General features: G+C 69.7%; 40 protein-coding genes. 39 read left to right on the top strand and 1 reads right to left on the bottom strand.

All coding sequences use genetic code 11. From position 1 onward, the window contains the following. Positions 1 to 44 precede the first annotated feature (44 nt). From JD77_RS07820 to truA, 38 genes are all read left to right on the top strand, one after another. Positions 45 to 413: a hypothetical protein gene (locus tag JD77_RS07820; RefSeq protein ID WP_145773685.1), complete on the top strand. Its 369-nt coding sequence runs from the start codon at positions 45 to 47 to the stop codon at positions 411 to 413. A 727-nt stretch (positions 414 to 1,140) separates the two neighbouring features. Continuing rightward, complete coding sequence (locus JD77_RS07815) at positions 1,141 to 1,509, top strand: hypothetical protein (RefSeq protein WP_145777465.1); 369 nt, start codon at positions 1,141 to 1,143, stop codon at positions 1,507 to 1,509. 536 nt (positions 1,510 to 2,045) lie between these two features. Continuing rightward, positions 2,046 to 2,420, top strand: a complete 375-nt coding sequence (gene rpsL / locus JD77_RS07810; protein WP_014440718.1) for a 30S ribosomal protein S12 — start codon at positions 2,046 to 2,048, stop codon at positions 2,418 to 2,420. Position 2,421: 1 nt separating this feature from the next. Continuing rightward, complete coding sequence (gene rpsG, locus JD77_RS07805; protein ID WP_077938296.1) at positions 2,422 to 2,892, top strand: 30S ribosomal protein S7; 471 nt, start codon at positions 2,422 to 2,424, stop codon at positions 2,890 to 2,892. A gap of 76 nt (positions 2,893 to 2,968) precedes the next feature. After that, the gene (fusA, locus tag JD77_RS07800; protein ID WP_145773684.1) at positions 2,969 to 5,065 is read left to right on the top strand and encodes an elongation factor G; all 2,097 of its coding nucleotides are present in this window, start codon (positions 2,969 to 2,971) and stop codon (positions 5,063 to 5,065) included. Between the two features lie 223 nt (positions 5,066 to 5,288). Continuing rightward, entirely contained in the window at positions 5,289 to 6,482 is a 1,194-nt protein-coding gene (tuf, locus tag JD77_RS07795; RefSeq protein ID WP_145773683.1) for an elongation factor Tu, read from the top strand. A gap of 354 nt (positions 6,483 to 6,836) precedes the next feature. Further along, positions 6,837 to 7,145: a 30S ribosomal protein S10 gene (rpsJ, locus tag JD77_RS07790; protein ID WP_007073037.1), complete on the top strand. Its 309-nt coding sequence runs from the start codon at positions 6,837 to 6,839 to the stop codon at positions 7,143 to 7,145. A gap of 11 nt (positions 7,146 to 7,156) precedes the next feature. Then, on the top strand, positions 7,157 to 7,822 hold the full coding sequence (rplC, locus tag JD77_RS07785) for a 50S ribosomal protein L3 (RefSeq protein WP_145773682.1): 666 nt from the start codon (positions 7,157 to 7,159) through the stop codon (positions 7,820 to 7,822). After that, entirely contained in the window at positions 7,819 to 8,469 is a 651-nt protein-coding gene (rplD, locus tag JD77_RS07780; RefSeq protein WP_145773681.1) for a 50S ribosomal protein L4, read from the top strand. The genes rplC and rplD overlap by 4 nt, the downstream gene beginning before the upstream one ends. Beyond that, positions 8,466 to 8,768 (top strand): 50S ribosomal protein L23, encoded by a 303-nt coding sequence (gene rplW, locus JD77_RS07775; RefSeq protein WP_088982052.1) that lies wholly within the window; start codon positions 8,466 to 8,468, stop codon positions 8,766 to 8,768. The genes rplD and rplW overlap by 4 nt, the downstream gene beginning before the upstream one ends. A gap of 12 nt (positions 8,769 to 8,780) precedes the next feature. Then, entirely contained in the window at positions 8,781 to 9,620 is an 840-nt protein-coding gene (gene rplB, locus JD77_RS07770) for a 50S ribosomal protein L2 (protein WP_046567215.1), read from the top strand. Positions 9,621 to 9,635: 15 nt separating this feature from the next. Further along, entirely contained in the window at positions 9,636 to 9,917 is a 282-nt protein-coding gene (gene rpsS / locus JD77_RS07765) for a 30S ribosomal protein S19 (RefSeq protein ID WP_145773680.1), read from the top strand. 40 nt (positions 9,918 to 9,957) lie between these two features. Then, positions 9,958 to 10,416 (top strand): 50S ribosomal protein L22, encoded by a 459-nt coding sequence (gene rplV, locus JD77_RS07760; protein WP_145773679.1) that lies wholly within the window; start codon positions 9,958 to 9,960, stop codon positions 10,414 to 10,416. Further along, positions 10,416 to 11,282 carry a 30S ribosomal protein S3 gene (rpsC, locus tag JD77_RS07755; protein WP_145773678.1) on the top strand — a complete coding sequence of 289 codons (867 nt, stop codon included), beginning with the start codon at positions 10,416 to 10,418 and terminating at the stop codon, positions 11,280 to 11,282. The genes rplV and rpsC overlap by 1 nt, the downstream gene beginning before the upstream one ends. Positions 11,283 to 11,285: 3 nt before the next feature. After that, positions 11,286 to 11,711: a 50S ribosomal protein L16 gene (rplP, locus tag JD77_RS07750; RefSeq protein ID WP_043965519.1), complete on the top strand. Its 426-nt coding sequence runs from the start codon at positions 11,286 to 11,288 to the stop codon at positions 11,709 to 11,711. Then, the gene (gene rpmC, locus JD77_RS07745; RefSeq protein WP_145773677.1) at positions 11,711 to 11,947 is read left to right on the top strand and encodes a 50S ribosomal protein L29; all 237 of its coding nucleotides are present in this window, start codon (positions 11,711 to 11,713) and stop codon (positions 11,945 to 11,947) included. The genes rplP and rpmC overlap by 1 nt, the downstream gene beginning before the upstream one ends. Beyond that, the gene (gene rpsQ, locus JD77_RS07740; RefSeq protein ID WP_145773676.1) at positions 11,944 to 12,222 is read left to right on the top strand and encodes a 30S ribosomal protein S17; all 279 of its coding nucleotides are present in this window, start codon (positions 11,944 to 11,946) and stop codon (positions 12,220 to 12,222) included. The genes rpmC and rpsQ overlap by 4 nt, the downstream gene beginning before the upstream one ends. 97 nt (positions 12,223 to 12,319) lie before the next feature. After that, positions 12,320 to 12,688 carry a 50S ribosomal protein L14 gene (rplN, locus tag JD77_RS07735; RefSeq protein ID WP_007073026.1) on the top strand — a complete coding sequence of 123 codons (369 nt, stop codon included), beginning with the start codon at positions 12,320 to 12,322 and terminating at the stop codon, positions 12,686 to 12,688. Beyond that, positions 12,685 to 13,005: a 50S ribosomal protein L24 gene (gene rplX / locus JD77_RS07730; protein ID WP_211372506.1), complete on the top strand. Its 321-nt coding sequence runs from the start codon at positions 12,685 to 12,687 to the stop codon at positions 13,003 to 13,005. Before rplN ends, rplX begins: the two co-directional genes overlap by 4 nt. Continuing rightward, on the top strand, positions 13,005 to 13,574 hold the full coding sequence (rplE, locus tag JD77_RS07725; protein ID WP_145773674.1) for a 50S ribosomal protein L5: 570 nt from the start codon (positions 13,005 to 13,007) through the stop codon (positions 13,572 to 13,574). Before rplX ends, rplE begins: the two co-directional genes overlap by 1 nt. Position 13,575: 1 nt before the next feature. Further along, on the top strand, positions 13,576 to 13,761 hold the full coding sequence (locus JD77_RS07720; protein ID WP_007073023.1) for a type Z 30S ribosomal protein S14: 186 nt from the start codon (positions 13,576 to 13,578) through the stop codon (positions 13,759 to 13,761). 118 nt (positions 13,762 to 13,879) lie between these two features. Further along, positions 13,880 to 14,287 (top strand): 30S ribosomal protein S8, encoded by a 408-nt coding sequence (gene rpsH, locus JD77_RS07715; RefSeq protein ID WP_145773673.1) that lies wholly within the window; start codon positions 13,880 to 13,882, stop codon positions 14,285 to 14,287. A 16-nt stretch (positions 14,288 to 14,303) separates the two neighbouring features. Next, positions 14,304 to 14,846, top strand: a complete 543-nt coding sequence (rplF, locus tag JD77_RS07710) for a 50S ribosomal protein L6 (RefSeq protein WP_145773672.1) — start codon at positions 14,304 to 14,306, stop codon at positions 14,844 to 14,846. A 67-nt stretch (positions 14,847 to 14,913) separates the two neighbouring features. Continuing rightward, the gene (rplR, locus tag JD77_RS07705) at positions 14,914 to 15,303 is read left to right on the top strand and encodes a 50S ribosomal protein L18 (RefSeq protein WP_111134438.1); all 390 of its coding nucleotides are present in this window, start codon (positions 14,914 to 14,916) and stop codon (positions 15,301 to 15,303) included. 33 nt (positions 15,304 to 15,336) lie between these two features. Then, positions 15,337 to 15,951 (top strand): 30S ribosomal protein S5, encoded by a 615-nt coding sequence (rpsE, locus tag JD77_RS07700; protein ID WP_145773671.1) that lies wholly within the window; start codon positions 15,337 to 15,339, stop codon positions 15,949 to 15,951. After that, positions 15,951 to 16,133 carry a 50S ribosomal protein L30 gene (gene rpmD, locus JD77_RS07695; RefSeq protein ID WP_145773670.1) on the top strand — a complete coding sequence of 61 codons (183 nt, stop codon included), beginning with the start codon at positions 15,951 to 15,953 and terminating at the stop codon, positions 16,131 to 16,133. The genes rpsE and rpmD overlap by 1 nt, the downstream gene beginning before the upstream one ends. Then, positions 16,133 to 16,576, top strand: coding sequence for a 50S ribosomal protein L15 (rplO, locus tag JD77_RS07690; protein WP_145773669.1), 444 nt, complete (start codon positions 16,133 to 16,135; stop codon positions 16,574 to 16,576). Before rpmD ends, rplO begins: the two co-directional genes overlap by 1 nt. Positions 16,577 to 16,806: 230 nt before the next feature. Further along, positions 16,807 to 18,135 (top strand): preprotein translocase subunit SecY, encoded by a 1,329-nt coding sequence (secY, locus tag JD77_RS07685; RefSeq protein WP_145773668.1) that lies wholly within the window; start codon positions 16,807 to 16,809, stop codon positions 18,133 to 18,135. Further along, positions 18,136 to 18,789, top strand: a complete 654-nt coding sequence (locus JD77_RS07680; protein WP_145773667.1) for an adenylate kinase — start codon at positions 18,136 to 18,138, stop codon at positions 18,787 to 18,789. Between the two features lie 90 nt (positions 18,790 to 18,879). Then, on the top strand, positions 18,880 to 19,731 hold the full coding sequence (gene map, locus JD77_RS07675; protein ID WP_145773666.1) for a type I methionyl aminopeptidase: 852 nt from the start codon (positions 18,880 to 18,882) through the stop codon (positions 19,729 to 19,731). A gap of 431 nt (positions 19,732 to 20,162) precedes the next feature. Then, positions 20,163 to 20,384, top strand: coding sequence for a translation initiation factor IF-1 (gene infA, locus JD77_RS07670; protein ID WP_007073013.1), 222 nt, complete (start codon positions 20,163 to 20,165; stop codon positions 20,382 to 20,384). Positions 20,385 to 20,482: 98 nt separating this feature from the next. Further along, a complete protein-coding gene (gene rpmJ, locus JD77_RS07665) occupies positions 20,483 to 20,596 on the top strand; it encodes a 50S ribosomal protein L36 (protein ID WP_043965539.1) in 114 nt (37 codons plus the stop codon). A gap of 250 nt (positions 20,597 to 20,846) precedes the next feature. Next, complete coding sequence (gene rpsM, locus JD77_RS07660) at positions 20,847 to 21,227, top strand: 30S ribosomal protein S13 (protein ID WP_007073012.1); 381 nt, start codon at positions 20,847 to 20,849, stop codon at positions 21,225 to 21,227. 18 nt (positions 21,228 to 21,245) lie between these two features. After that, positions 21,246 to 21,653, top strand: coding sequence for a 30S ribosomal protein S11 (rpsK, locus tag JD77_RS07655; protein ID WP_007073011.1), 408 nt, complete (start codon positions 21,246 to 21,248; stop codon positions 21,651 to 21,653). Positions 21,654 to 21,667: 14 nt separating this feature from the next. Continuing rightward, entirely contained in the window at positions 21,668 to 22,294 is a 627-nt protein-coding gene (rpsD, locus tag JD77_RS07650) for a 30S ribosomal protein S4 (RefSeq protein WP_145773665.1), read from the top strand. A 98-nt stretch (positions 22,295 to 22,392) separates the two neighbouring features. Continuing rightward, positions 22,393 to 23,415: a DNA-directed RNA polymerase subunit alpha gene (locus JD77_RS07645; protein ID WP_013735931.1), complete on the top strand. Its 1,023-nt coding sequence runs from the start codon at positions 22,393 to 22,395 to the stop codon at positions 23,413 to 23,415. 34 nt (positions 23,416 to 23,449) lie between these two features. Further along, complete coding sequence (gene rplQ, locus JD77_RS07640; RefSeq protein WP_145773664.1) at positions 23,450 to 24,070, top strand: 50S ribosomal protein L17; 621 nt, start codon at positions 23,450 to 23,452, stop codon at positions 24,068 to 24,070. A 67-nt stretch (positions 24,071 to 24,137) separates the two neighbouring features. Further along, entirely contained in the window at positions 24,138 to 24,968 is an 831-nt protein-coding gene (gene truA, locus JD77_RS07635; RefSeq protein ID WP_145773663.1) for a tRNA pseudouridine(38-40) synthase TruA, read from the top strand. Between the two features lie 61 nt (positions 24,969 to 25,029). Here the strand turns inward: truA and JD77_RS07630 are convergent, their stop codons facing one another. Beyond that, positions 25,030 to 25,851: a hypothetical protein gene (locus tag JD77_RS07630; RefSeq protein ID WP_211372505.1), complete on the bottom strand. Its 822-nt coding sequence runs from the start codon at positions 25,849 to 25,851 to the stop codon at positions 25,030 to 25,032. A gap of 66 nt (positions 25,852 to 25,917) precedes the next feature. On the opposite strand from JD77_RS07630, the gene JD77_RS31940 reads away from it, so the two are divergent. Further along, positions 25,918 to 26,403 (top strand): hypothetical protein, encoded by a 486-nt coding sequence (locus JD77_RS31940; RefSeq protein WP_170286304.1) that lies wholly within the window; start codon positions 25,918 to 25,920, stop codon positions 26,401 to 26,403. The last annotated feature ends 1 nt before the right edge of the window (position 26,404 follow it).

Here is a 26,404-nt window from a genome sequence, read left to right as displayed (position 1 = left end):
GGTAGCGGGCTGGGCTTCCCGGCGGGGCCGGGCATGATGGGGGCATGACGACCGCACCCGGGCAGGTGCCCGTCGCGCAGCAGGGGGCGCGCCACCCGCTCGACCCCGACCCCGTCCGCTCCAGCAAGGCCCGCGCGGTCTTCGCCCTCGGCCTGATGGGCGCGCTCACCGGGCTCTTCGTCGGCGGGGTGGTGCCGGCAACGCTCGCGCTCGTGCTGTCCCGGCAGGCCCGCCGGGAGGCGTACGCGTCGGGGGGCTTCCTCACCGGGGCGGACTGGCTGCGCCGGGGTGAGCGACTCGCCTGGGCCGGGCTCGTCCTGGTCGCGACGGCGCTGGTCGTGGCGGTGGTGGTCGGCGTGGTCCGGCTCGCCGGGGATCCGTACGGGCACGACTACGCCCCGAACGTGGACTGACCGTGCCGGGGAATGCCCGCACGCGCACCCACCGACTCGGGCCGGCGGCGGTAGCCTGGCCCGTGTCCGTCGCGCGACGGTGGACACCGACCGGCGACAGGAGGCCCACGTGACGGAACCGGCGCCGCCCTCGGGCGACCCGGCGGAGCGACCCGCCGCGCCCCCTGAACCGGCGGTCCCCACGCCGGCACCGGGGGAGAGCCCGTGGGCCAGGCCCACGCCCGAGGCGGGGTCCCCGGCCAGCGTCCCTCCGGAGGTCGCCTCCGTGGAGTACGCCCCGCCACCGGTCTCCCCGCCGTCCGCGCCCCCGTCGGCACCGGCCGAGCGGTCCGCACCAGCGGAGCCGTCGGCCTCGCAGCCGGCCGGGGCGCCGCCCGCGCCGGCCGGGAGTCCCGATTCCCCCGCCGGTTCCTTTGCGCAGCCCGGGTCCGCGCCGCAGCCCGGCGCCGCGCCGTCGGTGGGTCAGTTTCCGGCGGTCGGTCAGGGGCCGTACCCGGGGCCGGGGCCGTACCTGGGCGTGCCGCACCCCGGCCCGCAGCCCGGCGGGTACGCGCATCCGGCCGGGGCGTACCCGGGGCCGGCGGCCTGGCCGGGGCAGCCAGCCGGCGCGCACCCGGGGCACCCCGGGCAACCGCCGGTCGGCGCCTGGGGCGGACCGGGCGCGAGCTGGGGGCGGGTTCCCCCGCCGCCGCGGGACGCCCCGCGGCCGCCGAAGCGGGTCGAGCCGGTGCCCGGCACGCCTTTCGGCGTGGTGCACCTCGACGTCCCCCCGGTCACGTCCGGGCTCGCCGTCGGGTCGCTGGTCGCCGGGATCGCCTCGATCCTCGTGTCCGTCCTGGCGATCTGCTTCGGTGCGGCGGCCGGCTCCGCGGGCGTCTGGGCCGCCGGAGTGTTCACCGTGCTCGGCGTGCTGGTCGGTGCGGGGGCGGTCGTGGCGGGTTTGCTCGGCATGCGGCAGATCCGCCGGCCGGCGCCCCCGCCCGCGGTGCGCTTCACGGGCCGGGGGCTGGCGGTGGCGGGGATCAGCTGCGGGGCGGCCGGGCTGGTGCTCAGCCTGGTCGGGCTGGGGCTGGCGCTGCTGCTGGGAGTGGGGTGACCGCAGAGGCGGCGGCAGGCCCGACACCGACCGGCCCTCGCCCGGCGGCGGGTAGGTCCGGCGGACGAGATCTGGTCCGCGCGGGGGTGACGGGCCGGATCGCGGGAGAGCCGTTACACTTGTTGCCGTAGGTGCCCATCGCGGGTGGGCAGGCGCGACGGTTCGGCCGGCAGGGCGGTGACGCTGATCTCCGGGGCCTCTCCGTTTTGACCTGTGCGGCTGTGATAGGTACTCTTTCCCCTCGTGCCCGGGCTTGCCCGGGCAACTCGTGCGTGCGCTGGACCCGGTTGATCCGGTGATCGCGCGGCGACACGACAGAGTCAAAGACCCGGTGCGCGGCGATCGCGCGCCGGTGACAGAAACCCGGTGCGCGCGCGAGCGACGGCGCCGGAACCGTGAGCCGGGCGACACGCCCGACCGCGGGTGCCGGGACCTCCGCAAGGTGGCCCTGGCCGGAATGTAGGAGGGTCGACCACCCGGTCGGCTACGGCAGACGGCGCGGTCGCTTCGGCGGCCGAAGGGAGCGGAGAAACCCGGTGCCCACGATCCAGCAGCTGGTCCGCAAGGGCCGCCAGGCGAAGACGAGTAAGACCAAGACCCCGGCGCTGAAGGGTTCCCCTCAGCGGCGCGGCGTGTGCACCCGTGTGTACACCACCACCCCCAAGAAGCCGAACTCGGCGCTGCGCAAGGTCGCTCGTGTCAAGCTCAGCAGCCAGATCGAGGTGACCGCCTACATCCCGGGCGTGGGTCACAACCTGCAGGAGCACTCGATCGTGCTCGTCCGCGGCGGCCGTGTGAAGGACCTCCCCGGCGTGCGGTACAAGATCGTTCGCGGCTCGCTGGACACCCAGGGCGTCCGCAACCGCAAGCAGGCGCGCAGCCGCTACGGCGCGAAGAAGGAGAAGAGCTGAGATGCCGCGCAAGGGACCCGCTCCGCGGAAGCCGCTGGTCGCTGACCCGGTGTACAACTCGCCGCTGGTCACCCAGCTCGTGAACAAGATCCTGCTGCGCGGCAAGCGCCAGCTCGCCGAGCGCATCGTGTACGCGGCCCTCGAGGGCTGCCGCGAGAAGTCCGGCACCGACCCGGTCGTCACCCTCAAGCGGGCGATGGACAACGTCAAGCCGACCCTCGAGGTGCGCAGCCGCCGCGTCGGTGGCGCCACCTACCAGGTGCCGGTCGAGGTCCGTCCGGCCCGGGCGACGACCCTGGGCCTGCGCTGGCTGGTCACCTACTCCCGCGCCCGGCGCGAGAAGACCATGATCGAGCGGCTGATGAACGAGCTGCTGGACGCCAGCAACGGCCTCGGTGCCGCCGTCAAGCGGCGCGAGGACACCCACAAGATGGCCGAGTCCAACAAGGCCTTCGCGCACTACCGCTGGTAACACCCTGGTTCCGGCGCCGAGCGCGGCGCCGGAACCGCAACCAGTTGTGTCGAGACGACGATAAGTAGGGATTGAAGTGGCCGCCGCAGACGCGCTCGCCAACGTACGCAACATCGGCATCATGGCGCACATCGATGCCGGTAAGACCACGACCACCGAGCGGATCCTGTTCTACACCGGTATCACGTACAAGATCGGTGAGGTCCACGAGGGCGCTGCCGTCATGGACTGGATGGAGCAGGAGCAGGAGCGTGGTATCACCATCACCTCCGCTGCCACCAAGTGTGAGTGGAAGGGCCACACGATCCAGATCATCGACACGCCCGGCCACGTCGACTTCACGGTCGAGGTCGAGCGGTCGCTGCGGGTGCTGGACGGTGCGGTCGCGGTCTACGACGGCGTCGCCGGCGTGGAGCCGCAGACGGAGAACGTCTGGCGTCAGGCGGACAAGTACAACGTCCCGCGGATGTGCTTCGTCAACAAGCTCGACCGGACCGGCGCGGACTTCTTCCGCTGCGTCCAGATGATGATCGACCGGCTCAACGCCACCCCGCTGGTGCTCCAGATCCCGATCGGGACCGAGGCCGACCACATCGGCGTCGTCGACCTGATCGGCATGCGCGCCCTCACCTGGCGCGGGGAGACCCAGAAGGGTGAGGACTACGCGATCGAGGAGATCCCGGCCGACCTCGCCGACACCGCCGCCGAGTGGCGCGAGAAGCTGATGGAGACCCTGGCCGACGTCGACGACGCGGTGATGGAGAAGTACCTGGAGGGCGAGGAGATCTCCGTCGAGGAGATCAAGGCCGCCATCCGGCGTGCCACGATCGCCAGCAAGGCCAACCCGGTTCTCTGCGGCTCCGCGTTCAAGAACAAGGGCGTCCAGCCGATGCTCGACGCCGTGGTCGACTACCTGCCGTCGCCGCTGGACATCCCGGCGATCGAGGGCACCGCGACCGACGGCGAGACCCCGATGCAGCGGAAGCCGTCGACCTCCGAGCCGTTCTCCGGTCTGGCCTTCAAGATCCAGACCGACAAGCACCTCGGCAAGCTCACCTACGTCCGGGTCTACTCCGGCGTGGTCGAGTCGGGGTCCCAGGTGGTCAACTCCACCAAGGACCGCAAGGAGCGGATCGGCAAGATCTACCAGATGCACGCCAACAAGCGGGAGGAGCGCAGCTCCGCCAAGGCTGGCGACATCATCGCGGTCCAGGGTCTGAAGCAGACCACCACCGGTGACACGCTGTGCGACCCGGCCAACCCGGTCATCCTGGAGTCGATGACCTTCCCGGAGCCGGTCATCGAGGTCGCCATCGAGCCGAAGACCAAGGCCGACCAGGAGAAGCTCAGCACCGCCATCCAGCGGCTGGCCGAGGAGGACCCGACCTTCCGCGTCAAGCTGGACGAGGAGACCGGCCAGACGGTCATCTCCGGCATGGGCGAGCTCCACCTGGACATCCTGGTCGACCGGATGCGCCGCGAGTTCAACGTCGAGGCGAACATCGGCAAGCCGCAGGTGGCGTACCGCGAGACCATCCGCCGCAAGGTGGAGAAGGTCGAGTTCACCCACAAGAAGCAGACCGGTGGTTCCGGCCAGTACGCCCGGGTCATCATCACCCTGGAGCCGCTGCCGCTGGACAACGACTCGCCGACGTACGAGTTCGCCAACGCCGTCACCGGTGGCCGTATCCCCAGGGAGTTCATCCCCTCGGTGGACGCGGGCGCCCAGGACGCCATGCAGTACGGCATCCTGGCGGGCTTCCCGCTGGTCGGCGTGAAGCTGACGCTGGTGGACGGTCAGTACCACGAGGTCGACTCGTCCGAGATGGCGTTCAAGATCGCCGGCTCGATGGCGCTGAAGGAGGCGGCCCGCAAGGCCGACCCGGCGCTGCTCGAGCCGATGATGGCCGTTGAGGTCACCACTCCTGAGGAGAACATGGGTGACGTCATCGGCGACCTCAACTCCCGGCGGGGCATCATCCAGGCGATGGAGGAGCGTCACGGCGCTCGCATCGTCCGGGCTCTGGTGCCGTTGTCGGAGATGTTCGGCTACGTCGGCGACCTGCGGTCGAAGACCCAGGGCCGGGCTAGCTACAGCATGCAGTTCGACTCGTACGCCGAGGTTCCGGCCTCGGTGGCGAAGGAGATCATCGCCAAGGCGACTGGTGAGTGACGCTCACCTGAGTTGATCCGATGGTTCGAGGTGGGTCGCGGGGGAGGGCTCCTCGCCCGCGGCCACCTCGGTCGGGTTGCGTGAGACCGGGCCTGTAGGCTTCACCGCCGCAGAACCCACAAAGGCTCTCCGGCCGTCAGGTCGGAAAGGCTGTCGACAGAGTCCTAAGCGCCGACCGGCGCGCCGGGGCGAACGAACCAAGAAAGTCCACAGGAGGACACCAGTGGCGAAGGCGAAGTTCGAGCGGACTAAGCCGCACGTCAACATCGGCACCATTGGTCACATCGACCACGGTAAGACGACGCTGACGGCGGCCATCACCAAGGTCCTGCACGACCAGTTCCCGGACCTGAACCCGTACACGCCGTTCGACGAGATCGACAAGGCGCCGGAGGAGAAGGCCCGCGGTATCACCATCTCCATCGCGCACGTCGAGTACCAGACCGAGGCGCGGCACTACGCGCACGTCGACTGCCCCGGTCACGCCGACTACATCAAGAACATGATCACCGGTGCCGCCCAGATGGACGGCGCGATCCTGGTGGTCGCGGCGACCGACGGCCCGATGCCGCAGACCCGCGAGCACGTGCTGCTGGCCCGCCAGGTCGGCGTGCCGTACATCGTCGTGGCGCTCAACAAGAGCGACATGGTCGACGACGAGGAGCTCCTGGAGCTCGTCGAGCTCGAGGTCCGTGAGCTGCTGTCGGCGCAGGAGTACCCGGGTGACGACCTGCCGGTCGTCCGGGTCTCGGCGCTGAAGGCCCTCGAGGGTGACCCGGAGTGGACCAGCAAGCTCCTGGACCTGATGAACGCCGTCGACACCGCGATCCCGCAGCCGGAGCGCGAGACCGAGAAGCCGTTCCTCATGCCGATCGAGGACGTCTTCACGATCACCGGTCGTGGCACCGTCGTCACCGGCCGCGCGGAGCGCGGCATCCTCAAGCCGAACGAGGAGGTGGAGATCGTCGGTATCCGCGAGAAGTCGCAGAAGACGGTCTGCACCGGCATCGAGATGTTCCGCAAGCTGCTCGACGAGGCCCGCGCGGGTGAGAACGTCGGTCTGCTGCTGCGTGGCATCAAGCGCGAGGACGTCGAGCGCGGCATGGTGGTCGTCAAGCCGGGCACCAGCACCCCGCACACGGAGTTCGAGGCGACGGTCTACATCCTCTCCAAGGAGGAGGGCGGCCGGCACACCCCGTTCTTCCAGAACTACCGTCCGCAGTTCTACTTCCGGACCACGGACGTCACCGGCGTCGTCACGCTGCCCGAGGGCACCGAGATGGTCATGCCGGGCGACAACACCACGATGACCGTGAAGCTGATCCAGCCCATCGCGATGGAGGAGAACCTCAAGTTCGCGATCCGGGAGGGTGGCCGTACGGTCGGCGCGGGTCGCGTCACCAAGATCATCAAGTGAGTTCGGTAACCCCGATTAGCGTTGCCGCGGGTCGTGCGGCATACTAGTCAGGTTGCGTAACGACAGTTCGCCGCCCGCGTCCGGCATCTGCTGGACCTCCGGGTCGTAGAACGGTCGCGCGTAGGGTGGTTGGCCTGCCCCTGGCGGCCAGCCACCCTCGCACGGCGTCCGGGTCGCGGTCACGCGATCGGCGCCCTGACCCACCGCGTGGTCGGTAAAGCTCTGGGACTCCGGGGCGGAGCCCGTTCCACGGGCGCGACACGCCCGACCGCGGGGGTCGGCGGAAGTGGGCCTGTGCCAGCCGGCGCAGGCGCCCGCAACACAGCGGCATCGAGAGAAGGAACAGAAGCCACCATGGCGGGACAGAAGATCCGCATCCGGCTCAAGGCCTATGACCACGAGGTCGTCGACTCCTCGGCTCGGAAGATCGTCGAGACGGTGACGCGTACCGGGGCGCAGGTCGCTGGCCCGGTGCCGCTGCCCACGGAGATCAACCGTTTCTGCGTTATCCGCTCGCCGCACAAGTACAAGGACTCGCGCGAGCACTTCGAGATGCGCACGCACAAGCGGCTGATCGACATCATCGACCCGACCCCCAAGACGGTCGACTCGCTCATGCGCCTCGACCTGCCGGCTGGCGTCGACATCGAGATCAAGCTGTAGGGACCGGACAAATGGACAGGCAAGTCAAGGGGATCCTGGGCGCAAAGCTCGGCATGACCCAGGTCTGGGACAACAACCGCGTTGTCCCCGTGACCGTGGTGCAGGCCGGCCCGTGCGTCGTGAGCCAGGTTCGTAGCGCCGAGAAGGACGGTTACTCCGCGATCCAGCTGGCGTACGGCACGATCGACCCGCGCAAGGTGAAGAAGCCGGTCAGCGGGCACTACGCGAAGGCCGACGTGGCGCCGCGCCGGCACATCGTCGAGCTGCGGACCACGGACGCCGCGGACTACTCGCCGGGCCAGGAGGTCACGGTCGAGGAGTTCCCGGCCGGCGTCAGCATCGACGTCACCGGCAAGACCAAGGGCAAGGGCTACGCCGGCCCGATGAAGCGGCACGGCTTCCACGGTCTGCGCGCCAGCCACGGTGTCGAGCGCAAGCACCGCTCGCCGGGCTCGATCGGCGCCTGCGCCACCCCGGGTCGCGTCTTCAAGGGCACCCGGATGGCGGGCCGGATGGGTGGCGTGCGCTACACCGTCCAGAACCTGACCGTCCAAGCGGTCGACACCGAGAACAACCTCCTGCTCGTCCGTGGTGCCATCCCCGGTCCCAAGGGCGCGCTGGTCCTGGTCCGTACCGCGGCCAAGACCAAGGCGAAGAAGGGCGGTGTGGCCAAGTGACCACCGTTGACGTCCTCAGCGTCGAAGGCGCCAAGAGCGGCTCCGTCGAGCTTCCGGCCGACGTGTTCGACGTCCAGGCCAACGTCGCGCTGATGCACCAGGTCGTGGTGGCCCAGCTCGCGGCTGCGCGCCAGGGCACGCACAAGACGAAGACCCGCGGCGAGGTCGCCGGCGGCGGCAAGAAGCCGTACAAGCAGAAGGGCACCGGTCGTGCCCGGCAGGGCTCGATCCGCGCGCCGCAGTTCGCCGGCGGTGGCGTGGTCCACGGCCCGGTGCCGCGCGACTACAGCCAGCGGACCCCGAAGAAGATGAAGGCCGCCGCCCTGCGTGGTGCCCTCTCCGACCGGGCGCGCGCGGGCCAGGTGCACGTCATCGAGGCGTTCGTCTCGGGCGAGAAGCCGTCGACCAAGGCGGCCCTGGCCACGCTGGCCAAGGTGACCGAGGCCCGTCGGGTCCTGGTCGTGCTGAGCAGCACCGATGAGCTGAACTGGGTGTCGCTGCGCAACGAGCCGCGGGTGCACCTGATCGAGGCCGGCCAGCTCAACACGTACGACGTGCTGGTGGCCGACGACGTGGTCTTCACCAAGGACGCCCTGGACGAGTTCCTCGGCGTGCCCGCCGAGACCACCGAGGAGGGTGGCAAGTGAGCACGATCGCCGACCCGCGCGACATCATCGTGGCGCCGGTCGTCTCGGAGAAGAGCTACAGCGAGCTGAACCGCAACTGGTACACCTTCCTGGTGCACCCGGACGCCAACAAGACCGAGATCAAGATCGCTATTCAGCAGATCTTCAACGTCCGCGTCCTGACGGTCAACACGCTCAACCGCGAGGGCAAGCGCAAGCGCACCAAGACCGGCTTCGGTCAGCGCAAGGCCACCAAGCGGGCGATGGTGAAGCTGGCTGACGGTGACCGTATCGAGGCCTTCGGCGGCCCGGTCAGCTGAGGGGTGTAGACAATGGCTATCCGTAAGTACAAGCCGACGACGCCGGGCCGGCGTGGCTCGAGCGTCGCCGACTTCGCTGAGATCACCCGGTCGACGCCCGAGAAGTCGCTGCTGGCGCCGCTGCCGAAGAAGGGCGGACGCAACGCCCACGGCCGGATCACCACGCGGCACCACGGCGGTGGGCACAAGCGCCAGTACCGTCTGATCGACTTCAAGCGGGTCGACAAGGACGGCGTCCCGGCGAAGGTCGCCCACATCGAGTACGACCCGAACCGCACCGCGCGCATCGCGCTGCTGCACTACGCCGACGGCGAGAAGCGCTACATCATCGCGCCGAAGGACCTGAAGCAGGGCGACGCCGTCGAGTCCGGCCCGGGCGCCGACATCAAGCCGGGCAACAACCTGCCGCTGCGCAACATCCCGGTCGGTACCACGATCCACAACGTGGAGCTGCGCCCGGGCGGCGGCGCCAAGCTGGCCCGCTCGGCCGGCGTCGGCATCCAGCTGCTCGGCCGCGAGGGCGCGTACGCCACCCTCCGCATGCCGTCCGGTGAGATCCGGCGGGTCGACGTGCGCTGCCGCGCCAGCATCGGCGAGATCGGCAACGCCGACCAGTCGAACATCAACTGGGGTAAGGCGGGCCGCATGCGGTGGAAGGGCAAGCGCCCGACCGTCCGTGGTGTCGCCATGAACCCGGTCGACCACCCGCACGGTGGTGGTGAGGGTAAGACCTCCGGTGGTCGCCACCCGGTCAACCCGCAGGGTAAGCCCGAGGGCCGCACCCGTCGTAAGGGCCAGCCGAGCGACCGGCTGATCGTCCGCCGCCGCTACGCCACCCGCAAGCGCGGCTAACAGGAGAGCTGACTAATGCCTCGCAGCCTGAAGAAGGGCCCGTTCGTCGACGACCACCTGCTCAAGAAGGTGGAGACGCAGAACGACAAGGGCTCGAAGAACGTCATCAAGACCTGGTCGCGGCGCTCGACGATCATCCCCGAGATGCTCGGCCACACGATCGCAGTGCACGACGGGCGCAAGCACGTCCCGGTGTTCATCACCGAGGCGATGGTCGGGCACAAGCTCGGCGAGTTCGCGCTGACCCGCACGTTCAAGGGTCACGAGAAGGACGACCGGAAGAGCCGCCGGCGCTGACGCCGCGGGCATACGGATAGAGGAACAAGGGGTTACAGCGATGCCAGGAAAGGGCGACGCTCCGGTGCTTCCGGGCGCGCGGGCGGTTGCGCGGCACGTGCGCATCTCGCCGATGAAGGCGCGCCGGGTGGTCAACCTCGTCCGCGGCCTGCCCGCGAAGGAGGCGCTCACGGTGCTGCAGTTCGCGCCGCAGGCTGCGAGCGAGCAGGTGTACAAGGTGCTCGCGAGCGCGATCGCCAACGCGGAGAACAACGAGCGGCTGGACCCCGACGCGCTGCTCGTCAGCGAGGCGTTCGTCGACGAGGGCCCGACGATGAAGCGGTTCCGGCCGCGGGCGCAGGGCCGGGCGTACCGGATCCGCAAGCGGACGTGCCACATCACCGTGGCGGTCGAGGCGGTGGCGCCGGCCGCGCCGAAGAAGGCGGCGGCGAAGAAGGCGGCCCCGGCGAAGCAGGCCGAGCCGGCGGAAGCGCAGAGCACGACGGAGGGTGCCGAGTAATGGGTCAGAAGGTTCACCCCACTGGGTTCCGGCTCGGCATCTCGACCGACTGGAAGTCCCGCTGGTTCACCGACAAGCTCTACAAGGACTACATCGGCGAGGACGTCAAGATCCGCCGGATGATGTCCAAGGGGCTGGAGCGGGCCGGCATCTCGAAGGTCGACATCGAGCGCACCCGCGACCGGGTCCGGGTCGACATCCACACCGCCCGGCCGGGCATCGTCATCGGCCGTAAGGGCGCGGAGGCCGACCGGATCCGCGGCGAGCTGGAGAAGCTCACCGGCAAGCAGGTGCAGCTGAACATCATCGAGGTCAAGAACCCCGAGTCGGACGCGCAGCTGGTCGCCCAGGGCGTCGCCGAGCAGCTCTCCAGCCGGGTCAGCTTCCGTCGGGCCATGCGCAAGGCGATGCAGTCGGCGATGAAGAACCCGGTCTGCAAGGGCATCCGGGTTCAGGTCTCGGGTCGCCTCGGCGGCGCTGAGATGAGCCGGACGGAGTTCTACCGCGAGGGTCGCGTCCCGCTGCACACGCTGCGGGCCAACATCGAGTACGGCCTCTTCGAGGCCCGTACCACCTTCGGCCGCATCGGCGTGAAGGTCTGGATCTACAAGGGTGACGCGGTGCCGGGTCGGGAGACCCCGGCCGAGGCTCCGTCGCGCCCGCGCCGTGAGCGCGGTGACCGCCCCGAGCGGCCGCGCCGTGGTCGGTCCGGCTCCGCCGGCACGACCGCCGGTGGCACCGAGGCCGGCCGGGCTGCCGCGACCACCATCGCGCAGCAGGCCGAGACGCCGAGCGGCGAGCCGATCGACAGCGCCGCTGTCTCCTCGGCCGCTTCGACTCCGGCAGAAACGCAGCAGGAGGGCTGACAGATGCTGATGCCGCGCAAGCCCCCGAAGGGCTTCCGCAAGCCGCACCACCCGGACCGCCACGGCGCGTCCAAGGGCGGCAACCGGGTGGTGTTCGGCGAGTTCGGGATCCAGGCTCTCGAGCCGGCGTACGTGACCAACCGGCAGATCGAGTCGGCGCGTATCGCGATGACCCGTCACATCAAGCGTGGCGGCAAGGTCTGGATCTCGATCTTCCCGGACCAGGCCCTGACCAAGAAGCCGGCGGAAACCCGGATGGGTTCCGGTAAGGGCTCGCCCGAGTGGTGGGTCGCCAACGTCAAGCCGGGGCGGATCCTCTTCGAGATGTCCTTCCCCAACGAGCAGATCGCGCGAGAGGCGATGCGTCGCGCGATCCACAAGCTCCCGATGAAGTGCCGCATTGTTACGCGCGAAGTGGGTGAATCCTGATGGCAGCGGGCGTTAAGGCCTCCGAGCTGCGTGAGCACTCCGACGAGGAGCTGGTCACGAAGCTGCGCGAGGCCAAGGCGGAGCTGTTCAACCTCCGCGTGCAGGCCGCAACCGGTCAGCTGGACAACAACCGGCGGCTGCAGGTCATCCGTCGGGAGATCGCCCGGATCTACACGATCATGCGTGAGCGCGAGCTGGGTCTCTCGACCGCGCCGACTGAGGTGACTGCGTCATGAGTGAGAACACCACCACCGCCACCGCGCGGGCCCGCCGGAAGGTTCGCGAGGGCCTCGTGGTCAGCGACAAGATGGACAAGACCGTCGTCGTCGAGGTCGAGGACCGGGTCAAGCACGCGCTGTACGGCAAGATCATGCGCCGGACCAGCAAGCTGAAGGTGCACGACGAGCAGAACTCCGCCGGCATCGGCGACCGGGTCCTGATCATGGAGACCCGGCCGCTGTCGGCCACCAAGCGGTGGCGGCTCGTGGAGATCCTGGAAAAGGCCAAGTAGCGAAGGCTCGAGCTCGCCCGGCGTCAGCCGGGCGCAGGTTCCGCCAGGCTCCGGCCGCCACCGGCGGCCGGAGAACCGGCAGACATAGGAGATAGACGTGATTCAGCAGGAGTCGCGACTGCGCGTCGCCGACAACACGGGTGCCCGGGAGATCCTGTGCATCCGGGTTCTCGGTGGCTCCGGTCGGCGCTACGCGAGCATCGGCGACGTCATTGTGGCCACGGTCAAGGACGCGATCCCGGGTGCCGGTGTGAAGAAGGGCGACGTCGTCAAGGCTGTCGTCGTCCGCACCGCCAAGGAGAAGCGGCGGCCGGACGGCTCGTACATCCGCTTCGACGAGAACGCCGCCGTCATCATCAAGGACGGCGGGGACCCGCGCGGCACCCGTATCTTCGGCCCGGTGGGTCGCGAGCTGCGGGACAAGCGGTTCATGAAGATTATTTCCCTCGCGCCGGAGGTGTTGTGACCGTGAAGGTCAAGAAGGGCGACACGGTCGTCGTCATCGCCGGCAAGGACAAGGGCGCCAAGGGCAAGGTCATCGCGGCCTACCCGCGGCAGGACAAGGTCCTGGTCGAGGGCGTGAACCGGGTCAAGAAGCACACCCGCATCAGCACCACCCAGCGTGGCGCCAAGACCGGCGGCATCGTCACCCAGGAGGCCCCGATCCACGTCTCGAACGTGCAGGTCCTGGACTCCGACGGCAACCCGACCCGCGTCGGGTACCGGTTCGACGAGAACGGCCAGAAGGTTCGCATCGCGCGTAGCACCGGTAAGGACCTGTGATGACCACGGCTACCGAAACCAAGACCATGCCGCGCCTCAAGGAGCGGTACCGCAACGAGATCGTGGCCAAGCTGCAGGAGCAGCACAACTACGGCAACCCGATGCAGGTGCCGCGGCTGGTCAAGATCGTCGTGAACATGGGTGTCGGCGAGGCCGCCCGGGACGCCAAGCTGATCGACGGCGCCGTCCGCGACCTGGCCACCATCACCGGTCAGAAGCCGCAGGTGCGCCGGGCGACCAAGTCGATCGCGCAGTTCAAGCTCCGCGAGGGCATGCCGATCGGCGCGAAGGTCACCCTGCGCGGCGACCGGATGTGGGAGTTCCTGGACCGGCTGCTGTCGATCGCGCTGCCGCGTATCCGTGACTTCCGCGGTCTGGACGGGCGCAAGCTCGACGGGCACGGCAACTACACGTTCGGCCTGACCGAGCAGTCGGTGTTCCACGAGATCGACCAGGACAAGATCGATCGGCAGCGGGGCATGGACATCACGGTGGTCACGACCGCCACGACCGACGACGAGGGCCGGGCGCTGCTGAAGCTCCTGGGCTTCCCGTTCAAGGAGAACTGAGATGGCCAAGAAGGCGCTGATCCTCAAGGCGGCCGCGAAGCCGAAGTTCTCGGTTCGCGCGTACACCCGCTGCCAGCGGTGCGGGCGTCCCAAGGCGGTCTACCGCAAGTTCGGTCTCTGCCGGGTCTGCATCCGGGAGATGGCCCACCGCGGTGAGCTGCCGGGCGTGTCCAAGGCTTCCTGGTAAGGGCTACCGCGCCCCGGTCGACGGCCGGGGCCCCCTTGCACCGATCACGTATTGCTCTTCGCCGTAGGCCCGGGGCTCACCGCCCCGGGAACCCCGGCGAGAAAGGCTGACGAAATCCATGACGATGACCGACCCGATCGCAGACATGCTCACGCGTCTGCGTAACGCCAACCAGGCGTACCACGACCGGGTGACGATGCCCTACTCCAAGATCAAGGCGAATATCGCCGAGGTCCTGAAGGCCGAGGGTTACATCAGCACCTGGTCGGTCGAGGAGCCCGAGGAGGGCACCGTCGGCAAGCGACTGGTCGTCGAGCTGAAGTACGGCCAGAACCGCGAGCGGAGCCTGGCCGGCATCAAGCGAGTGTCCAAGCCCGGTCTCCGGGTGTACGCCAAGTCGGACGGGCTCCCGCGGGTGCTCGGCGGGCTGGGCGTGGCGATCATTTCGACGTCCCAGGGGCTGCTCACCGACCGGCAGGCCCGCAAGCGGAGCGTTGGCGGGGAAGTCCTCGCCTTCGTCTGGTAACGGGAGACAGGTAGAAATGTCGCGTATTGGACGTAAGTCGATCCCGGTGCCAGCCGGCGTCGACATCACGATCGACGGCCAGACCGTCACGGTCAAGGGCCCGAAGGGCGAGCTGAGCCACGTTCTGGCCGAGCCGATCACGGCGGAGCGGGGCGAGGACGGCCACCTGCACGTCAACCGGCCCAACGACGAGCGCAAGGCCAAGGAGCTCCACGGCCTGAGCCGGACCCTGGTCGCCAACATGATCGTCGGCGTCACCGAGGGCTACCGCAAGAGCCTGGAGATCGCTGGCACCGGTTACCGCGTCACCGCCAAGGGCAAGGACCTGGAGTTCGCGCTCGGGTTCTCGCACCCGGTGCTGGTCCCGGCCCCGGAGGGCATCACCTTCACGGTGGAGAGGCCGACGCTGTTCCACGTGGCCGGCATCGACAAGCAGCAGGTCGGTGAGGTCGCCGCCAACATCCGGAAGATCCGTCCGCCGGAGCCCTACAAGGGCAAGGGCGTGAAGTACCAGGGCGAGGTCATCCGCCGTAAGGCTGGAAAGGCGGGCAAGAAGTGACCGCGGCCGTCAGCACCAGGGCGAGGTCCTCCGCCGGCCGTGAGGCCGTGAGAAAGGCAGGTAAGAAGTGAGCGCCACGCTGCTCAAGCGCCGCCGCGGCGTCGCCGCCAAGCGTGCCGTCGGGCGTGCGCGACGGCACTTCCGGGTCCGCAAGAACATCAGCGGCACCGCCGAGCGTCCCCGCCTGGTCGTCACCCGTTCGCTGCGGCACATCGTGGCCCAGATCGTGGACGACACCAAGGGTCACACCCTGGCGTCGGCCTCGACCCTGGACGCGTCGCTGCGCGGCGCCGAGGGCGACAAGAGCGCCCTGGCCGGCAAGGTCGGCGCCCTGCTCGCCGAGCGGGCCAAGGCCGCCGGCGTCTCCAAGGTCGTCTTCGACCGCGGTGGCAACCGGTACGCGGGGCGGGTCGCCGCGCTTGCCGACGCCGCCCGCGAAGCCGGGCTCGAGTTCTAGAAACCCCGTCACGAGAGAGAAGGAAGGCTGCTGATGCCAGGTCAACAGCGCCGTGGCGGCGGGTCCGGTGGCAACGAGGGTGGTCGCCGCGACAACCGCCGTGAGGGCGGCCGCGGAAACGCGCCCGTCGAGAAGACCCCGCACCTCGAGCGGGTCGTCGCGATCAACCGCGTCGCCAAGGTCGTGAAGGGTGGTCGTCGCTTCAGCTTCACCGCCCTGGTGATCGTGGGCGACGGCGACGGCACCGTCGGCGTGGGCTACGGAAAGGCCAAGGAGGTGCCCGCGGCGATCGCCAAGGGCGTCGAGGAGGCCAAGAAGCACTTCTTCAAGGTGCCGCGGATCGGCGCCTCGATCCCGCACCCGGTGCAGGGCGAGGCCGCCGCCGGCGTGGTGCTGCTCAAGCCGGCCTCGGCCGGTACGGGTGTCATCGCCGGTGGTCCGGTGCGTGCCGTCCTGGAGTGCGCGGGCATCCACGACGTGCTCTCCAAGAGCCTCGGGTCGTCCAACCCGATCAACATCGTGCACGCCACGGTGGCGGCGCTGAAGGGGCTGGAGTCCCCCGAGGCCGTCGCGGCCCGTCGTGGTCTGCCGGTCGAGGACGTGGCACCGGCCGCCATGCTCGCGTCGCGGGCGGGGGTGGCGTCCTGATGGCTCGCCTGAAGGTCACCCAGGTCCGGTCCGAGATCGGGGCCAAGCGGAACCAGCGTGACTCGCTGCGCTCGCTCGGCCTCAAGCGGATCAACGACGTGGTGGTCAAGGAGGACCGGCCGGAGATCCGCGGCATGATCTTCACGGTCAACCACCTCGTGAAGGTCGAGGAGGTCGAGTAATGACGATCAAGGTCCACCACCTGCGCCCGGCGCCCGGTGCCAAGACCCCGAAGACCCGGGTGGGTCGCGGTGAGGGCTCCAAGGGCAAGACCGCCGGTCGCGGTACCAAGGGTTCCAAGGCCCGCAAGAACATCTCGCCGGCGTTCGAGGGTGGGCAGATGCCCATCCACATGCGCCTGCCGAAGATGAAGGGCTTCAAGAACAAGTTCAAGGTGGTCTTCCAGGTGGTCAACCTGGACAGGCTCGCCGAGCTGTTCCCGAACGGCGGCCAGGTCGGCCCGCTGGAGCTGGTCGAGTCCGGCGCGGTCCGCAAGGGCCAGCCGGTCAAGGTCCTCGGCTCCGGCGACCTCGGCGGCGTCGCGCTCCAGGTGTCGGCGCACGCGTTCAGCGCGTCGGCCAAGGAGAAGATCACCGCCGCCGGCGGCTCGGTCACCGAGCTGTAAGGCAGCACCCGTGGCGCCCGTTCAGTGTGAACAACTGAACGGGCGCCATGGTCTACCTGGGGCGTGTGCGCCGGGTAACATCGGATTCGGTTTATGTAGCCGGGCACACCTGCCCGGACCGGGGTCGGACTGTTAGAGTCCCATCCCAGCCATGGATATCGGGCGCTCCGCCCGGCCCACCCCGATCCGCCAGGGACCACCGGCGGCCCGCCTCGCGCAGGAGGAAGAAGTTGCTGTCCGCCTTTCTCAGTGCGTTCCGCACGCCTGACCTGCGCAAGAAGCTGCTGTTCACAGTCGGCATCATCGCGGTCTACCGGCTCGGCGCGACGCTGCCCAGCCCCGGCGTCTCGTACGGCAACGTGCAGAAGTGCATCGACGCGATGCAGGGCGGCAGCACAGGGGTGCTGAACCTGCTGGACCTCTTCTCCGGCGGGGCGCTGCTCCAGCTCTCGGTCTTCGCGCTGGGCATCATGCCCTACATCACCGCGTCGATCATCCTGCAGCTGCTGACCGTGGTGATCCCGCGGCTGGAGCAGCTCCGCAAGGAGGGGCAGGCCGGCCAGACGAAGATCACCCAGTACACCCGCTACCTGACCCTCGGCCTGGGCATCCTCCAGTCGTCGGCGTTCGTGGCGCTGGCCCGTTCCGGGCAGCTGTTCAACAACCAGTGCGACCAGTTCCCGATCATCCCTCGGGACACCGGCATCCCGGACTGGCTGACGCTGGGCATCCTGGTCATGACGATGACCGCCGGCACCGGCGTGGTGATGTGGCTCGGCGAGCTGATCACCGATCGGGGCGTCGGCAACGGCATGTCCGTCCTGATCTTCACCTCGATCGCCGCCCGCCTCCCCAGCGAGGGCTGGAAGATCAAGACCGAGCAGGGCTGGCCCAAGTTCTTCCTGGTGCTCGCGCTGGTCTTGGTGGTCATCACCGCGGTCACCTTCATCGAGCAGGCGCAGCGCCGGATCCCGGTGCAGTACGCCAAGCGGATGATCGGCCGGCGGATGTACGGCGGCACCTCGACCTACATCCCGCTCAAGGTCAACCAGGCGGGTGTGATCCCGGTCATCTTCGGCTCGTCGCTGCTCTACCTCCCGCAGCTGGCGCTGCAGTTCTTCGATCGGACGAACCCGGGCCCCACCCAGGCCTGGATCGACAGGTACATCGTCTCGCCGGACAGCGCCTTGCACATCGGGATCTACTTCCTGCTGATCATCTTCTTCACGTACTTCTACGTGTCGATCACGTTCAACCCGACCGAGGTCGCGGACAACATGAAGAAGTACGGCGGCTTCGTGCCGGGCATCCGCCCCGGCAAGCCGACCGCCGACTACCTCGACTTCATCCTCAGCCGGATCACCCTGCCGGGTGCGCTCTACCTGGGCATCATCGCGGTCCTGCCGAACTTCTTCTTCATCTGGCTGAACAACCAGCAGTTCCAGAACTTCCCGTTCGGCGGCACCGCTGTGCTCATCATGGTCGGCGTCGGTCTGGAGACCGTTAAGCAGATCGAGAGCCAACTCATGCAGCGGAACTACGAAGGGTTCCTGCGGTAGATGCGACTCGTTCTGGTTGGCCCGCCGGGCGCGGGCAAGGGCACACAGGCGGAGTTCATCGCCGCCCACCTGTCGGTGCCGAAGATCTCGACCGGTGACATCTTCCGGGCGAACGTCTCCCAGGGCACGCCGCTGGGCGTCGAGGCCAAGCGATACATGGACGCGGGCAAGCTGGTCCCGGACGAGGTCACCATCAATATGGTCCGGGACCGGCTCGCCGAGCCGGACGCCGCCGAGGGGTTCCTGCTCGACGGCTTCCCGCGTACCACGCCGCAGGCCGCCGCGCTGGACAAGCTCCTCGCCGACCTCGGCACCGCGCTGGACCTGGTCCTGGAGCTGGTCGTCGACGACGACGAGGTGATCCGGCGGCTCTCGGGCCGGCGCACCTGCCGGGGCTGCGGCAAGATCTGGCACGTCGAGTTCGACGCGACGACCCGGGACGGCATCTGCGACCGTTGCGGCGCCGAGCTGTTCCAGCGCGACGACGACAAGCCGGAGACCATCGCGGCCCGGCTCCGGGAGTACGCCGACAAGACCGCGCCGCTGGTCGACTACTACGGCGCCCAGGGCAAGCTGGTGGGCATCGACGCCACCGGCCCGGTGGAGGACGTCACCGTCCGCGCCATCGACGCCCTTCGCTCGTACGGCGGCTGACGCGCCGCCGGGGCTCCGGCGGATAGAGTGCGAACAGCGGGGTGCGTCCGACGTGCCCCGCTGTTCCGCGCGACGAAAGGTAACGGCTCCATGCGTCGTCCCCAGCTGGACATCCAGCTGAAGACCCCCGACCAGATCCAGAAGATGCGCGCCGCCGGCCTGGTGGTCGCCGAGGCGCTGCGTCGGGTGCGGGAGGCGGTCGCCCCCGGGGTCACCACCGCCGACCTGGACGCGATCGCCGAGTCGACGATCCGCGAGGCCGGGGCCGTCCCCTCGTTCAAGGGCTACCACGGCTTTCCCGCCTCGATCTGTTCGTCCGTCAACGAGCAGGTGGTGCACGCGATCCCGTCGCCGAAGCAGGTGCTCCGGGAGGGCGACCTGATCTCGATCGACTGCGGGGCGATCCTGCACGGCTGGCACGGCGATGCGGCGATCACGGTCGGCGTGGGCGAGACCGACCCGGCGCTGCTGAAGATGGCCGGCGTCGCCGAGGACGCGATGTGGGCCGGGATCGCGGCCGCCGCCCGCGGTGCGGCCAGCGGCAAGGGCCGGCTGACGGACATCTCCCACGCGGTGGAGAACGCGGTCCGCAAGGGCGGCCGGTACGGCATCGTCGACGGGTACGGCGGCCACGGCATCGGCACCGAGATGCACCAGGACCCGCACGTGCTCAACCACGGCCGTCCGGGCAAGGGGCCCCGGCTGGTGTCCGGCATGGCGCTGGCGATCGAGCCGATGATCACCATGGGCTCGCCGCGTACGGCCGAGCTGGCCGACGGCTGGACGGTGGTCACCCGGGACGGCTCGATGGCCGTACACGTCGAGCACACGATGGCGCTGCTGCCCGACGGGGTGTGGGTGTTGACCGCGTTCGACGGCGGCCGGGGCCGGCTCGGCGACCTGGTCACCTCGCTCCAGCCGGCCGACTCGCCGGCGGCCTGAACGGCCCCCGACCCGCCCCGGTGCCGAGCGGGCCGCGCTCGGCGGGCGCCCGAGGCCACACTTGCCCGGAAACTGTGGCCTCGGGCGCCCGCGAGGCGACAGTTTCCGGGAACTTGCCCGGGGGCCGGGCGCGCGGCGCCGGCCCGCGCCGCGGGTCGAGCGGCGGCGGTCTGGTGTGACGGGGGCCACGGAGCGGGCCCGGCGGTGCCGGAATTTCTTCGGCTGGCTGTCCGGACGGGTGGTCGGTTTGGCGACGGCGCGCAGGCGGGCGTACACTTTCTGATCGGCGCACAGCGTCCACTCCGGCATGCCCACCCTGCGCTTCGGTGGGGCCGGAGCCGCGGCTGGCTCGGGCACCCGATCAAGGTTCGGGGGCCCGTGTAAGACGTTGTGGGCCGTCCGGAGCAACCGACGTCAGGACAGCGGAGGACATGCCGAAAAAAGACGGAGCCATCGAGATCGAGGGTCGGGTCATTGAGCCTCTGCCGAACGCCATGTTCCGGGTGGAGCTCGCGAACGGCCACAAGGTACTGGCTCACATCAGCGGCAAGATGCGGCAGCACTACATCCGCATCCTGCCGGAGGACCGGGTCGTCGTCGAACTCTCGCCGTACGACCTGACCCGCGGGCGCATCGTCTACCGCTACAAGTAACCGAACCTGACGACGGCCGGGACGTCCCCGTGTCCGTCCTCGACGTCCGGTGTCGCGCGTAGCCGCGCCTCCGGGCCAGATTGGGAAGTAAGGCAACCGTGAAGGTCAAGCCGAGCGTCAAGCGGATCTGCAACAAGTGCCGGGTGATCCGCCGGCACGGCCGGGTCATGGTCATCTGCAGCGACCCGCGCCACAAGCAGCGCCAGGGCTGAACCGTTCCCGGCCGACCGTGACCCGTCACGGCCGGTCGAGCGGGCCCGGGCCACAGGTCCAGCCAACACATCATCAGCTCGTCCCAGCCGCGAGCGGTGCGCGTCGCGTACCACTGCGTGGTTGACCCCCGGTCGGAGGCCGGGGCCCGCTCGGGCAGCGGTCGTCGCCGGCGTTTCGCCGGAGCCGACGACCGGAGCGGGGTGGGGCGGGTGAGACCTCCGCCAGACACCACAAGGAGCACGCCCGCACATGGCACGTCTAGTCGGCGTCGACCTCCCCCGCGAGAAGCGGATGGAGATCGCGCTCACCTACATCTTCGGGGTCGGTCGCACCCGCGCCCTGGAGACGCTCGCCGCTACCGGCATCTCCCCGGACAAGCGCGCTCGGGACCTCACGGACGAGGAGCTGGTCCAGCTCCGCGACCACATCGAGGCCAACTACAAGGTTGAAGGTGACCTGCGCCGCGAGGTCGCCGCTGACATCCGCCGCAAGGTCGAGATCGGCTGCTACGCCGGCATCCGGCACCGCCGGGGCCTGCCCGTGCGTGGCCAGCGGACCCGGACCAACGCGCGGACCCGCAAGGGCCCGAAGCGGACCGTGGCCGGCAAGAAGAAGCCCGGCAAGAAGTAATTAGGAGCGCACAGACTCATGCCACCGAAGGCTCGTGCCGGAGCCGCCGTCAAGAAGGTCCGGCGCAAGGAACGCAAGAACGTCGCCCACGGGCAGGCGCACATCAAGAGCACCTTCAACAACACCATCGTGTCCATCACGGACCCGACCGGTGCCGTCATCTCCTGGGCCTCGGCTGGCCAGGTGGGCTTCAAGGGCTCCCGCAAGTCGACGCCGTTCGCCGCGCAGCTCGCCGCCGAGGCCGCCGCGCGCCGGGCGATGGAGCACGGCATGCGCAAGGTCGACGTGTTCGTCAAGGGCCCCGGCTCCGGCCGGGAGACCGCCATCCGTTCGCTGCAGGCGGTGGGCCTGGAGGTCGGTCAGATCTCCGACGTGACCCCGCAGCCGCACAACGGGTGCCGTCCGCCGAAGCGTCGCCGGGTCTGAGAGGTTAGAGAGAGATGGCTCGTTACACCGGTGCTGACTGCCGCCGTTGCCGGCGGGAGAAGATGAAGCTGTTCCTCAAGGGCAGCAAGTGCGATGGCCCGAAGTGCCCGTTCGAGTCCCGGCCGTTCCCGCCCGGACAGCACGGCCGTGGCCGCACCAAGGAGACGGAGTACCTGCTCCAGCTCCGTGAGAAGCAGAAGGCCCGCCGCGTGTACGGCGTGCTGGAGAAGCAGTTCCGCGGTTACTACGAGGAGGCCGTGGCCAAGCAGGCCAAGACCGGTGAGGTCCTCCTGCAGATCCTCGAGTCGCGGCTGGACAACGTGGTCTACCGGGCCGGCTTCGCCAAGTCCCGGGACATGGCCCGTCAGCTCGTCAAGCACGGTCACTTCACGGTGAACGGCAAGAAGGTCGACATCCCGTCGTACCGCGTCAAGGAGCACGACATCATCGAGGTGCGGGGCAAGAGCAAGGAGCTCACCCCGTTCCTGGTGGCGCAGGCCGAGGCCGGCTCCCGCAGCGTTCCGGCGTGGCTCGAGGCCATCCCCAGCCAGATGAAGATCCTCGTGCACTCGCTCCCGGCCCGCCAGGTGATCGACACCCAGGTCCAGGAGCAGCTGATCGTCGAGCTCTACTCGAAGTAAGGGCTCGTTGCGGTGGTCCGCCCCGACGGGGGCGGGCCACCGGAACAGTTTGTGTCGTGGGCGTCATATAGCGGGCGCCCCGGAAGAGAAGAGAAGACATGCTCATCAGCCAGCGACCGACCCTCTCCGAGGAGTCGATCAACGAGACCCGGTCCCGGTTCACCATCGAGCCGCTGGAGCCGGGCTTCGGCTACACCCTCGGCAACTCGCTGCGGCGCACGCTGCTGTCGTCCATCCCGGGCGCGGCGGTCACCTCGATCAAGATCGACGGTGTGCTGCACGAGTTCACCACGATCCCCGGCGTCAAGGAGGACGTGGTCGAGCTCGTCATGAACATCAAGGAGCTGTGCGTCAGCTCCGAGCACGACGAGCCGGTCAGCATGTACCTGCGCAAGCAGGGCCCGGGCGACGTGACCGCCGGTGACATCCAGCCCCCGGCCGGCGTCTCGGTGCACAACCCGGACCTGAAGCTCGCCACCCTGAACGGCAAGGGCCGGCTCGACATGGAGTTGACCGTCGAGCGGGGGCGCGGCTACGTGACCGCGGCGCAGAACAAGCAGGCCGGCGCCGAGATCGGCCGGATCCCGGTGGACTCGATCTACTCGCCGGTGCTCAAGGTGACGTACCGCGTCGAGGCGACCCGTGTCGAGCAGCGGACCGACTTCGACCGGCTGATCATCGACGTCGAGACCAAGCCGTCGATGGGCCCGCGGACCGCGCTGGCCTCCGCCGGGTCAACGCTGGTGGAGCTCTTCGGCCTGGCTCGGGAGCTGGACGAGACCGCCGAGGGCATCGACATCGGGCCGTCCCCGCAGGACGCCCAGCTGGCGGCGGACCTGGCCCTGCCGATCGAGGAACTGGACCTGACCGTCCGCTCCTACAACTGCCTCAAGCGCGAGGGCATCAACAGCGTTGGTGAGCTGATCGGGCGTACCGAGGCCGACCTCCTCGACATCCGCAACTTCGGCCAGAAGTCGATCGACGAGGTCAAGATGAAGCTGGCCGGGATGGGTCTGGGGCTGAAGGACTCGGCTCCCAACTTCGACCCGGCGCATGTCGTGGACGCCTTCGGTGAGGCCGACTACGACACCGACGACTACCGCGAGACCGAGCAGCTCTAGTCCCGGCTGCCGCCACACCTGAGGAGCACCAAGAATGCCCACGCCCACCAAGGGTCCCCGCCTCGGCGGCAGCCCGGCGCACGAGCGGCTGATGCTGGCCAACCTGGCCATGTCGCTGTTCCAGCACGGCAAGATCAAGACCACCGAGACCAAGGCCCGGCGGCTGCGTCCGCTCGCCGAGCAGCTCATCACCAAGGCCAAGCGTGGCGACCTGGCGTCCCGTCGGCGGGTGCTGGCGGTCGTCAAGGACAAGGACGTGGTCTACACCCTGTTCGACCAGATCGCGCCCCGGTACGCCAACCGCCCCGGCGGCTACACCCGGATCGTGAAGACCGGCCCGCGCAAGGGTGACGCCGCCCCGATGGCGATCATCGAGCTGGTCGAGGAGCTGGTCGTCAGCGAGCCGAAGGCGAACAAGAAGACCGCGGCCCGCAAGTCGGCGCAGCAGGACAAGGTCGAGGCGCTCGCCCCGGCCGAGGAGACCCCGGCGTCGGCCCAGGCCGACCAGGACTCCGAGCCGCCGGTGTCGGCCAGCGGTGACACGGCCGAGGCGCGCGAGGACAGCGACGAGGCGGCCGAGGCGCGCGAGGACAGCGACGAGGCGGCCGAGGCGCGCGAGGACAGCGACGAGGCGGCCGAGAACAACAAGGCCTGATCAAGGGCACCGTCGGGCCCGGCATCCCCCGTGGGGTGCCGGGCCCGACCCGTCACGGGAGATACGCGTGGACGAGCGGACCCGGCTGCGGCTGGACGTCGCGTACGACGGAACAGACTTCTCCGGCTGGGCGGCCCAGCCGACCCGGCGGACGGTGGCCGGCGTGCTCACCGCGACCCTCGACATGGTCCTCGGTGCGGGCGTCGCCACCGGACTGACCGTGGCCGGTCGTACCGATGCCGGCGTGCACGCCACCGGCCAGGTGTGCCATCTCGACCTGCCGTCCGACGTCTGGCGCGAGCGGGAGGGCTCCCTGCTGCGCCGGCTCGCCCGGCTGCTCCCCACCGACGTGCGGGTCCGCGCGATGACCCCGGTGCCCGCCGACTTCGACGCCCGCTTCTCGGCCACCTACCGCCGCTACGAGTACCGGGTGACGGACGCCCCGCACGGCGCCGAGCCGCTGCGCCGGCACGAGGTGCTGGCCTGGCCGAAGCCGCTCGACCTCGACCTGCTCAACGCCGCCGCGGCCGGGCTGGTGGGGGAGCACGACTTCGCCGCGTACTGCCGGCGCAAGGAGAACGCCACCACGCTGCGCGAGGTGACCCGGCTGGACTGGCGGCGCGACCCGGACGGCCTGCTGGTCGCCACGGTCCAGGCGGACGCGTTCTGCCAGGCGATGGTGCGCAGCCTCGTCGGGGCGATGCTGGTGGCCGGGGACGGGCGGCGCCCCGTGGAGTGGCCGGGCAGCCTGCTGAGCCGCCGCGAGCGGTCCAGCGAGGTGACCGTGGCGCCGGCGCACGGCCTGACCCTGGTCGCCGTCGGCTACCCCGACGACCCTGCCGAGTACGCCCGCCGCGCCGACCTCACCCGCCGGCTCCGCGTACCGGTCGAGGGCTGACGAGGAAGGGCCCCTTGTCGGGCAAGGGGCCCTTCCTCGTAGCGCCGAGCCGTGGCCGACGTCAGTCGCGCTCGGTGGCGTCGGGCGTCGGCTGGCTGGCCGAGCCGCCGGCGGCCCGGCGCTCCAGCACCCCCTTGCTCAGGTGCAACTCGATGAGATCCACGAGGATCTCGCGGGCCTTGGGATCGTCGCTGCCAACCGGGTCCCCGTCGGCCCGCACGACCACGCAGTAGGCGAGGTAGTGGCCCCGGGTCTGCCATCCGACCCGGGACGAGGCGGTGGTGAGAGCCTCGGTGTCGGTGCCCGCCGCCATGCCGCGGAACCGCCCCTGCCGCTCGTCCAGCAGCTCCCGGACGCGGTCCCGGACCCGCTGGGCGGTGGCCACGTCGGTCAGGTTGAACAAGCCAGCCGTGAGCAGGTAGCCCCCGTCGGGGGAGCGCAGCGTCGCCCGAACCACCTGGTTGCAGCCGAGCCGGACGAGCAGGTCGGCGACCTCCTCGGTGGCGGCGACCGCGCAGCTGCCGCTGGACTGGGTCTTCAGGACCGAGTACGACATCTCGCCGTCCGCGACGGTTAGCCGCTTGGTGGGGAAGACCTCTTTCGCCGTCAGCGGCGCCTGGTCGCTGTCCCGGGAGTCGAGCTCGTGCCGGTCGTTCTGCGACGGCGACGGGGCGGCACCGGTCGGCTGGGTCGGCGTGCCCTGGGGGTTGCCGTTCCGTTCCATCACCAGCGCAGCGGTGCCGAGCCCGCAGAGGGCGAGCAGCACCAGGACGGCAGCGCCCCCGACGAGCGTCTGCCAGAGCCGACCGCCGCGCGGACGGGCGGTCCGGGGCCAGCGGGGGCGGGGACCATCCGCCGGCTCGGGCTCGGGCTCGGCCGGCACCGGGGCCTGCGGCGCGGGCGCCGCCGGCTCGGACCGCGTCTGGGTGACCGGCTGCTCCTGCTGCGGTTGGGCCGGCGGTTCGTGCTGGACGGCCTGCGGCTGGTGCTCGACCTGGACCGGCGGTGCGTGCCCGACTTGGGCCTGCGGCTGGTGCTCGACCTGGACCGGCGGTGCGTGCCGGACTTGGGCCTGCGGCTCGTCCTGTGGGTGGTGCTGGACGGGTTGGTGCTGGCTGTGCGGCTGCTGTTCGTGGTGGGCGTGGGGCTGTGGCTGGTGCTGCGGGTGGGCGGGTGGTTCGAGCTCGGCGTGGGCCTGCGCGTGGTGCTGGACGGTCTGTTGTTCGTGCTGGGTGCGCGGCTGCTGTTCGTGGTGGGCGTGGGGCTGTGGCTGGTGCTGCGGGCGGGCGGGCGGTTCGTGCTGGACGTGAGCCGGCGGGTGGTGCTGCGGGTGGACGGGCGGTTCGTGCTGGACCTGGACCGGCGGTGCGTCCTGGACGTGAGCCTGCGGTTCGGGCTGGACGGCCTGCGGCTCGTGGTGTGCCGGGGGCCGTGAA

This window comes from Micromonospora olivasterospora (assembly GCF_007830265.1).
Lineage (GTDB): Bacteria > Actinomycetota > Actinomycetes > Mycobacteriales > Micromonosporaceae > Micromonospora > Micromonospora olivasterospora.
The sequence above is the reverse complement of the archived record's forward strand: the minus strand, read 5'-3'. Positions and strand labels throughout refer to the sequence as shown.